Origin of the sequence: Allocoleopsis sp., from assembly GCF_036703385.1 — a bacterium.
Classification (GTDB): domain Bacteria; phylum Cyanobacteriota; class Cyanobacteriia; order Cyanobacteriales; family Coleofasciculaceae; genus Allocoleopsis.
Genome location: NZ_DATNPA010000217.1, coordinates 1 through 8,551 on the forward strand (window position 1 = coordinate 1; position 8,551 = coordinate 8,551).

Consider the following 8,551-nt stretch of genomic DNA (forward strand, 5'->3'; position numbering starts at 1 on the left):
AACCCCTCTAAGATACCAGGTGGTTGGGTCGTTGGCGTTGCGGCGCAGCAGTAGCTGATTCTCTGCTATCCAAGCCTTAACGGCTTCTTTGTCAGGAAAGGACAGTTCGATCACAGGATACTCTAGACTATTGCGGCGGCAAATCGAAAAGCGGTGATGGCCATCGATAATGATTCCTTTCTCTTTCCAGAAAACAATCGGGTCTCGACATCCTTCACTCAAGATGCTAGCTTCTAAAGCCTTATACTGCTTCTCAGATAGCGGGGGAATTAAGGACTCTAGTTCTGGATCGACTGGGGCGCATTGATGAGATAGGGAAGGTAAGGATTCACAAAAAGGTAAGGGAGTTGTTAGCGTAGCGAGCCGAAGGCTGGGAGATTGGGGAGAAAAACCTTCTCCATCTTCCTCCTTCACCAACTCTTCCCCACCCTCTTCAATTTCTAGATGCGTCCGGTTAATTTTAGTCCGGGCTGCTGGAAACTGGAGAGTTTTTAAGTCTGACTTCATTTCCATCACAGCACCCCGAAAGCTCTCGAAAATACTTTTCGCCAACAATGGCGGTATAGCTAAACCAAGCAGAGGTCCAGCATCCTTCATCTGATTGGGAAGCTTATAGTCATCGGGAAAGGATTGAAGTCTCGCGATCGCACGGGGGGTTAACCTTCGCACATCTCCACCTGGGAGTACAATGTTGAGGCACTTGTTGCGATTACTGCGTTTCCCGTCTGTCCCAATGGCAGCTTTAATCGTGAAACAGGGTTGGGAAGCAAGGCGGACTTTGGGCTTAGAGTTGCGGTAGCCAGTGCGCTCAACAAGCATTGCTTCTCCAGTGTCTAAGGCTTCTACTACTTTTTTTTGGTCAGGTAGCAAATCGCACTGCGGTAAGTCCCCAATTAAATCTGCGATCGCCTCATACCAAGAAGGTGCCGGAGTGCCTGGGCGTACTCTCATCGGTGGCACGCGGGCACCTTTCAAGGCACGAATAATCAGACGTTCTCTCTCTTGTGGCACTCCATAGTCAGAAGCCTTGAGCACTTCAACCGTATACTCATACCCGCTGCACTCTAACGTATGAGTCAGAATCGAGTAGGACTCACTCCCTTTCCACAAGGGTACGTTCTCTATCACCACCCCGTCGGGTTGCAACTCTCTAATTGCTTGTCCAGAAGCTATAGCGGCGTTGATGTCGCCTTCGTCCTCGGCGACTCCAGAACTGCGGCAGGCAGCAAAATGCGAACACGAAAGGGTAATTAGGAGAAAGTCAGGGCGAGGTAAGTCAGCAAATCCCTTAGCTGCTACTTCTTGAACCGTTTGACGAATAACAGGACAGTTGAAATTTTGTTCGTAGCTATCGGCTAAGGCAAAGCTTAGTTCGGGCTTGTTGGGGTCAAAGTCAATCGACCAAATTGGAGTGATGCCAGCTAGAAGTGCTCCCATTGCGCCACCGCCACCACCTCCCGCGATGCAGGCAACCGTCAGGGCTTTGGTTGAGAGTCGGGGAAAAGAGAAATTCTCAACTTCTTTGTAACTAACCTGGCTAACCCCTCTCAAGTCGTCAAACTCCTTTTTCCTCTTTTTAAGATTTTAACACTTTAAGTTAATGCGTTACATTCTTATCTCCAAGAAAGTTTGGGCTGTATGCAATGATCAGAAGTGTCAAACTCTGAACGTGAAGAGCAGCACATTGTTCGCTGGCGTGGCGCTTGAGTGCGAGTCTCTCAAGTCGTTCGCTCTAGCGATGTGTGCCTGTTGTTCTTTCACCTTGGAGCTTTCAAAATGCCCTCTTTATGAGAGTCTGCTTAGGCAATGTCTACTTCTGCTGGCTTCTTGACTGAGCCAACCCCTGTTACTAGCTGTATTGAGCAGCGAATGCACTCCTACGGTTTGTCTGCTTACGGGGTGACGAAACTCATCTGCTATCTGCGTGGTGAGACAAACTACCGCAGCCTGCAAAAGGCAGTGACAGACGCTCTTCATGCCATAGAACGCTCTAAATTGCCGATGGTTTTTGACATCGTTACGGCTTTAGGGGGAGAGTTCGCAGTGGCTTGGCCGGGAAAACCAGTGCTTTATATAAAATCGCCAGAACAACTCAGACAGATTGTGCAGGGTTTGGCGGTTGGAATAAGAGTTTCTCAAATCGCCTCTGCCGTATCCATCCGTCGCGGCGTAAAATCAGGTTATCAGAGCATCCACAGCTCGATTTCCAAGTCGCTCCGGTCTCTGGATAGTTCGCAGTTTCTTCGCGTGAGCGAGATTATTGAGGTACTCGGTGGAAAGCTATTCATCCGGTGGCAGACAGTCGAGCTCTCTGGTTCGTCGAAGGGCCAGCTCCTTGGCACCTTGATTCCTCTGGTGGCACCTGGTCTAAACCTGATTGAAGAGCAGGGCAACCATTTGCTGCTTCCCTTGCCGTTGGTTGCAGAGTTTGAAGAACATTTAGGTCTTCATGTTGTGACAGAACTCTGGAAGATTACCTCAACCGCCACTGAAGCCGACTAACTAAGAAGCGCGGGAGCGATCGCATCCCCTCCTAAAGGACATTGCAACGAGCCGTGAAAAATTCCGCCATTTCTCGCTGCTCGTCAAAGAATTAATTCATTCCGCTAGAATCGGCTCCCATAATCAAGGAAAGCAACACGCTCTCAGAGCCAGCGATCGCAAAACATCTTCTGGGAGAGTGGGCAGACTGGATGAAGAAGCGTAATATTATCCCACAATGTTCAAGCTGAAATCACCAGGTTTATCTATTATTGCCGCCTCGGTCGTCTTAGGTAATCAAGCATTTGCGTCTGTTCCCGATTCGTACTAGATATGTTTTGAGAGAATTAGAAAAAATAGAGCTTTGTAGGTGACAGCAAATCAGTATGAAGTCATTCGTCTAACAAGCGAACAAATGAGTCAGGCTCAAGAAGAAGTGATGGGGACAAGAGTAAAATTTTGGTTTGACCATCCTCAATTGGGTCATTGTTTGTTCAAATATATTCGCCCAGATACAGGAGAAGATTGGTCAGAAAAAATTGCCTTTGAGTTGTGTCAGCTTCTAGATTTACCCTCAGCTCGGTATGAGTTGGCAGAAACGGCGGATGGTGACAGAGGGGTTATTGGAGTCAATTTTTTAGGGAAGAGTGAAACTTTAGTGCATGGTAATGAAGTCCTCAGTGGCATGAATCCCAACTATCCGACTTTGGCTAAGTATAAAGTCTATCAACACACAATAGGGTTTGTTATGGAGGCAATCCAAGAAAATTCTGTTGGTTTCCCCCCTATTTGGAAAGTGCCTCATAGTTTTACAGATGCTAGAGACTTGTTTGTCGGTTACTTACTGTTAGATGCATGGATTGGTAATGGCGATCGCCATCACGAAAATTGGGGATTTATACATCGTCAAAACTTTCAATCAAGCATTTATCTAGCCCCGACTTACGATCACGCCTCTTGTCTGGGTCGTGAACTTTCTGATGCCAAACGTCAGAAGCAGCCTGTGGAGTCTTACGTAAATCGATGTCGGTCAGCTTTTTACCTAAACTCAGAGGACAGAAAACCCCTGAAGGTATTGGAACTATTTGAATATGCCGTTAGACAATATCCTCAAGCGGGTCAGGAGTGGCTCAGTCGTCTTGAGCAAATTTCCGAGCAACAGATAGACTTGATTTTACAAGCATTCCCAGCGGGTCGCCTCTCAGAGGCGGCAGCCAACTTTGCTTTCAAAATTTTGCTCACTAATAAAGAACGATTACTATCTCTCTCAAATTCATGAACGCTACTCCCCTAAAAACCTTATTTTTAGCTTGGCAAGATTATCAAAGTCGGTTGTGGTTCCCGGTGGGTCGATTGACGTTTGATGGGGAAGTTTACACTTTTGTTTATATCAAAGGGGCAAAGCAGGCACAACAGGAATGTGGGTTTGAACCTCTAATGTCTTTTCCTGAGTGGAATCGAGTTTACCGTTCGACGGAGTTGTTTGCGTTTTTTGCCAACCGGGTTATGCCGCGATCGCGTCCAGATTACCAGAGTTACCTAAGTCGGTTCAATTTATCAACCCAGAATCTTGATTTGATGGAGTTTTTGGGACGCACTGAGGGAGAGCGACAAACAGATAATTTTAAGGTTTTCCCTTCCCCCCAGCCTGATAATAATGGGCAATACCACCTTTTTTTCGTGGCGCATGGTCTGCGGTATTTACCAGAGTGTTCCGTGCGACGTATGGAGCAACTAGAGGTGGGCGAACCTCTGTGGTTAGCTCACGAGTTTCATAATCGTCATGACACTAAAGCTTTAACGCTGAACACGGAAGATCACCATATCCTGGGGTATTGTCCTCGCTACTTAGTAGCAAATGTGTTTGATATTTTGATGCGCGATCCGAAATTGGTAGAGGTGAAAGTAGCAAAGGTAAATTTGCCTCCTTCACCGCTCAAGTCTCGGTTACTGTGTGAGATGACCTATTCAGGCTTTGAGGGATATATGCCATTTGCTCAGGAGCAGTATCAGCCGTTGATGGAGGAAGATAAGGCGATTGGCTTGGCTACAAGCGTTGGCGATCGCTCATATGATTAATTCTGGAGCATACAAAGTGGTGAGGTCATCCCAAATTCCCTGTTCAGTTTGGAGTGCTTCGGCATCCGCTAGTTGAAACTCAACATGGCTTAGAGCCAATGCTTCAGTAACCATTGTTTGATACAGTAATGCTTTGTCGAACGATGGAATCTCTATGTCCCAGGTATCGCTCCCCCCATCGCTCCATCCCGACCTACCCCTCACCGCTCTTGCGCCCATGCAGGATGTGACAAACCACTGGTTTATGAAGGTCATTGCCCATTATGGCAGTTCTGACTACTTCTTCACCGAGTACTTCCGCGTGAATGATACCTCACGGCTCAATCGTAACATTCTGGCAGCCATCACCGAAAACAACACGGGTCGCCCCATTTTTGCTCAAATGATTGGCGAAAGCATTCCAGACTTAGTAAGAACAGCAAAGGAACTCTGCAACTATAATATCGCTGGAGTTGACTTGAACATGGGCTGTCCAGCACCTAGAATCTATCGCAAAAATGTTGGAGGTGGATTGCTACTTTTCCCCGATAAAGTGGATCGGATTTTGGGAGAACTGCGGCAAGCCGTCAATGATCGACCTTTGACTGTCAAGATGCGTGTAGGCTTTGAAAATACAGAGACCTTTTACGACATCCTAGATCTAATTAATCGCCACAGCATTGATTTGCTCTCTTTGCATGGTCGCACGGTGAAAGATATGTACCACGGGCCAGTGAAATATGATTTGATTGCCTCTGCGGTCAAACGGGTTCATTGTCCAGTGCTTGCCAATGGCAATATCCACTCAGCGACAATGGCAAAAGAAGTGCTTTCTCAAACGGGCGCGGCGGGAGTGATGGTAGGACGTTGGGCGGTCGGGAATCCTTGGATTTTTAATCAAATTCGGCAGGCTTGGCGAGGAGAGACGATCACGCCCGTTCCTTTAGTAGAGGTACGCAACTATATTGATCGTTTATGGCAAACCCCCACCGCAGCAACTATGCCAGTGCGATCGCGCGTAGGCTATCTCAAAATGTTCCTCAACTACATTGCCCTAAATGTTGACGCTGAAGGAGATTTCCTGCGGCTGATGCGACAGACGCAGACCGAGATAGAACTGCTTAACCTCTGTGATCGCATTTTCCTTGCTGATTTGACGAAAACTTTAGCCCTAGCACCCTCCTTGAGCGTCTAGCTACCGTTCAATTCTTACCTAGTAGTTGAGACAGACAGCGTGACGGGGAACAGGGAAAGGAATTGATGGTTTTCCCGACAACCTAACAATATGCAAGGTAAAGATGCGCGTTACCTTATCTCAAGCGCTGTACGTCGAATAGCTTCAAGAACACCCCATAACTACCGCCCTCAATTCCTGTCGCACTTCCTCCGGCATCACCTCAACTATCCGGCTCAAGAGTCGAATTTGAGTTAGAAGGGGAGAAGACTGAAGAATCCTCAAAAAGCCTTTAATCCCGTAAGCTTTCACAGCCATTCCAATTTCAGAGAGTGCCTCATTAACAACCAACGGTAAGTAAGTTTGGGCTAGCCATCTTTCTTCCTCAGACAAACCCGAAAAATTATTAGTTACGCTATTCAAGCCATCTAATAGTGCTGCTAATATTTTTCTGAGGACTCCCCAACCCCCAAACTCAGCCGCAATCTGGCTCAATCTCCCTTGAGTGATGTCAGCTTCAAGCGCCAGTTTCTGTTGGGTGATTTTCTCCCCGCTTACGGTTAGCTGCCCAAAAGCCTCCTGAATTTTCCAACGGGTGATTTGAAGAGCAGTACCCGCTTCAGGAGTAATCAGAAAAGCCTCTACCTGCTCAACAGGCATACCCAAAAAACTCAAGTCATAGTCACCCACAAAGTAGAATGCCAGTTGCTCAGAAGGGCGGATAAGCGATCGCAACCTCTCCATCGCTTGCTCTATATCTGCCTCTACATGAGCATCTATAAAGCGCTGTAAGCTTTCTAGGGGGAATTCCTCATTAAGCGAGGCATAACAGCCTGTAAGCGTCTGATAGAGCGCTTGCAGATAACCAATGTTCTGGTAGGGGATGCCAAATACAGCCAGGGCAGAGCGATTCTGAAATTCATTAGAGCCGCGCAGATTGACAAACCATTGCCCGTCCCCTTCATCCGCTTGAGCTTTCCAATCGCCAAAAGCAATATCAGGGTGACGCCGCAATAACTCAGTCCTGAGCGCTTGCACCCGTATTTTCAGTCCATTAGACCGCTCTTTGCCCAATTTGCCCATCCCAGTGATTTGAACAATCCTGAGATTGTGGCGAACGGGATACCATTGTTCAATCACCAGGATTTCTTCTGGAGCGATACCCACAAGCAGCCCCAACCGTTCTGTTGATATCGTACCGTCGAGATAGATGTTAAACTTCAATGACTTAATCACATCGGTGTGACGAGTGCTTCTGCTGAAAATGGTTAAGCGACCGAACTCGCACCGCAGCGCTCCAGGAAAGCCATTCCACACTCTAAGGAATGGTACGAACCAGTTCAAGAGAACATTTTCCAGTCCGGTTGCCGCTTCCCGATAAACGTCTTTAGCAAAATACTCTCGCACCAGCCGACGCATCGGGCGAGAAATACTTTTATCAAAATCAATGCGATCGGGTTGATGGATGAAGTCGAAGTCGGGCTGTAAAATTGTCTCTAACTGCTGGATAATCTGTGTCAGGTTTTCTGGCTTTTCGGGTAGCAGCGCCCGGATAGCCGCATCATCAAAGCCATACCGAGAGGGAGGCTTCAGTTGTTGGTTAAACAGCGGTGTGAGTGCCAGCGCCAGCGGTTTAAGCAACGAATGTAACTCCGGTGCTTTGCGTTCCAGTTCCCCCATCACCCGTTCAAAATCGGCAAGCGTAGCCGTGACGCTTTCCATCGGCTGAATCAGCGTCCCAGCTTCATCCCAGAACGCCCCGTTTTTCTCGTAAGGGAACTCAATCGGCGTCGGTGCTGAGTCGGGGTGAGCGCGGTTGCGAGATGATTTTAGCGCATTTTTGCGTTGGTTCCTGAATCCGTACCCCGCTCCAGATGAACCCTTACAAAGATTGTTCTGCTTGCAGCCAGCACAGATAGGCGACTCTTGCGAATTCTCAGCGCCTTTGATATTGTTGTCTCGCATCAGTGCAAACAACGGCGCTCTATGGCAGTTCCCTTGGGTGTCCGGTTCCTCCCCTGGCTTGGGCCATACTACAACGTTCTTCCCTAGTGGCGTTTGACGGGTACGGTCAATCTTCATGCCAGCATTTCGCACGGGCAAATCCGTGTAGTTCTGCTCAATGACGCCAGTAGTGGGATTCCTGTGGTCTAGAGCAAAATACCACAGCTTCTCCACTGCAAAGGCATCCGGTAAAGCAATCCCTGCGGCGTGCGATTTACCCAGCCCTGGTGCTGACTTATCTAAGATATGCTTCCAACCTTTAGCTACGGCTTCTTGCCAGAGTTGCAGGCGCTGCCCCTGATGGAAAATTATCCTGGGACAATCCATGTCCTGATACTCAAGTGGTGTCGGTAGCTGACCGGGAACATAGCTTAGAGTACCTGATGGAGGGAAGGGAGTCTTGGGTTGAACTGGTTCGTGTCGGTTAACCGAAGTGGATTTTTGTGACGATTGCAGCCCCTGGCGTTGCGGAACTTTGCCAAAGCCAATAACGCGACGCTGGATGAATGATTTTGTCTTCTGAAAAAGATTGACGATTTCCTGGTAAATTCGATTAGGGTTATGGGCGATCTGCTCGAATTCAGCCCAAGTAATTTCTTCAATCTCCTCTCCCCTGCCCGCTGCCAGCAGTTCGTCGGCGTCTAAATCGGCATTTTTGTCAATTTGGTTCCACCAGGCTACCTTGAGTGTGTAGTCCCAGCGAGTAACCAGCTCTTTAAGCCGTCGATATTGTCGCATCACATGGCTGTTACTGATGGCACCCGCATCGGGATAGAGGGTAAGCTGCCGTGTCCCTAGTTCGGCTGATACGGTATCGAGGTATGCTTTTAGTGT

The 8,551-nt window shown here is 48.1% G+C and carries 7 protein-coding genes; 4 read left to right on the plus strand and 3 right to left on the minus strand.

The annotated features are described in order from the left end of the window. On the minus strand, positions 1-1,551 hold a 1,551-nt coding region (locus V6C93_RS10645), incomplete at its 3' end, for a DNA cytosine methyltransferase (RefSeq protein WP_333476632.1). A 255-nt stretch (positions 1,552-1,806) separates the two neighbouring features. On the opposite strand from V6C93_RS10645, the gene V6C93_RS10650 reads away from it, so the two are divergent. The 3 genes from V6C93_RS10650 to V6C93_RS10660 all read left to right on the plus strand — a co-directional run bounded on the left by V6C93_RS10650 (position 1,807) and on the right by V6C93_RS10660 (position 4,560). Then, positions 1,807-2,502: a hypothetical protein gene (locus V6C93_RS10650; protein WP_333476633.1), complete on the plus strand. Its 696-nt coding sequence runs from the start codon at positions 1,807-1,809 to the stop codon at positions 2,500-2,502. A gap of 349 nt (positions 2,503-2,851) precedes the next feature. Then, positions 2,852-3,760 (plus strand): hypothetical protein, encoded by a 909-nt coding sequence (locus tag V6C93_RS10655; protein ID WP_333476634.1) that lies wholly within the window; start codon positions 2,852-2,854, stop codon positions 3,758-3,760. Further along, positions 3,757-4,560: an HIRAN domain-containing protein gene (locus V6C93_RS10660; RefSeq protein WP_333476635.1), complete on the plus strand. Its 804-nt coding sequence runs from the start codon at positions 3,757-3,759 to the stop codon at positions 4,558-4,560. Before V6C93_RS10655 ends, V6C93_RS10660 begins: the two co-directional genes overlap by 4 nt. Here V6C93_RS10660 and V6C93_RS10665 read toward each other — a convergent pair. Continuing rightward, positions 4,549-4,674, minus strand: coding sequence for a hypothetical protein (locus V6C93_RS10665; protein WP_333476636.1), 126 nt, complete (start codon positions 4,672-4,674; stop codon positions 4,549-4,551). The two genes, V6C93_RS10660 and V6C93_RS10665, sit on opposite strands and share 12 nt — an antisense overlap. A 40-nt stretch (positions 4,675-4,714) precedes the next feature. On the opposite strand from V6C93_RS10665, the gene V6C93_RS10670 reads away from it, so the two are divergent. Beyond that, on the plus strand, positions 4,715-5,734 hold the full coding sequence (locus tag V6C93_RS10670) for a tRNA-dihydrouridine synthase family protein (protein ID WP_333476637.1): 1,020 nt from the start codon (positions 4,715-4,717) through the stop codon (positions 5,732-5,734). A 144-nt stretch (positions 5,735-5,878) separates the two neighbouring features. Here V6C93_RS10670 and V6C93_RS10675 read toward each other — a convergent pair. After that, positions 5,879-8,551 (minus strand): hypothetical protein (locus V6C93_RS10675; RefSeq protein WP_333476638.1); only part of this gene is annotated, 2,673 nt, incomplete at its 5' end.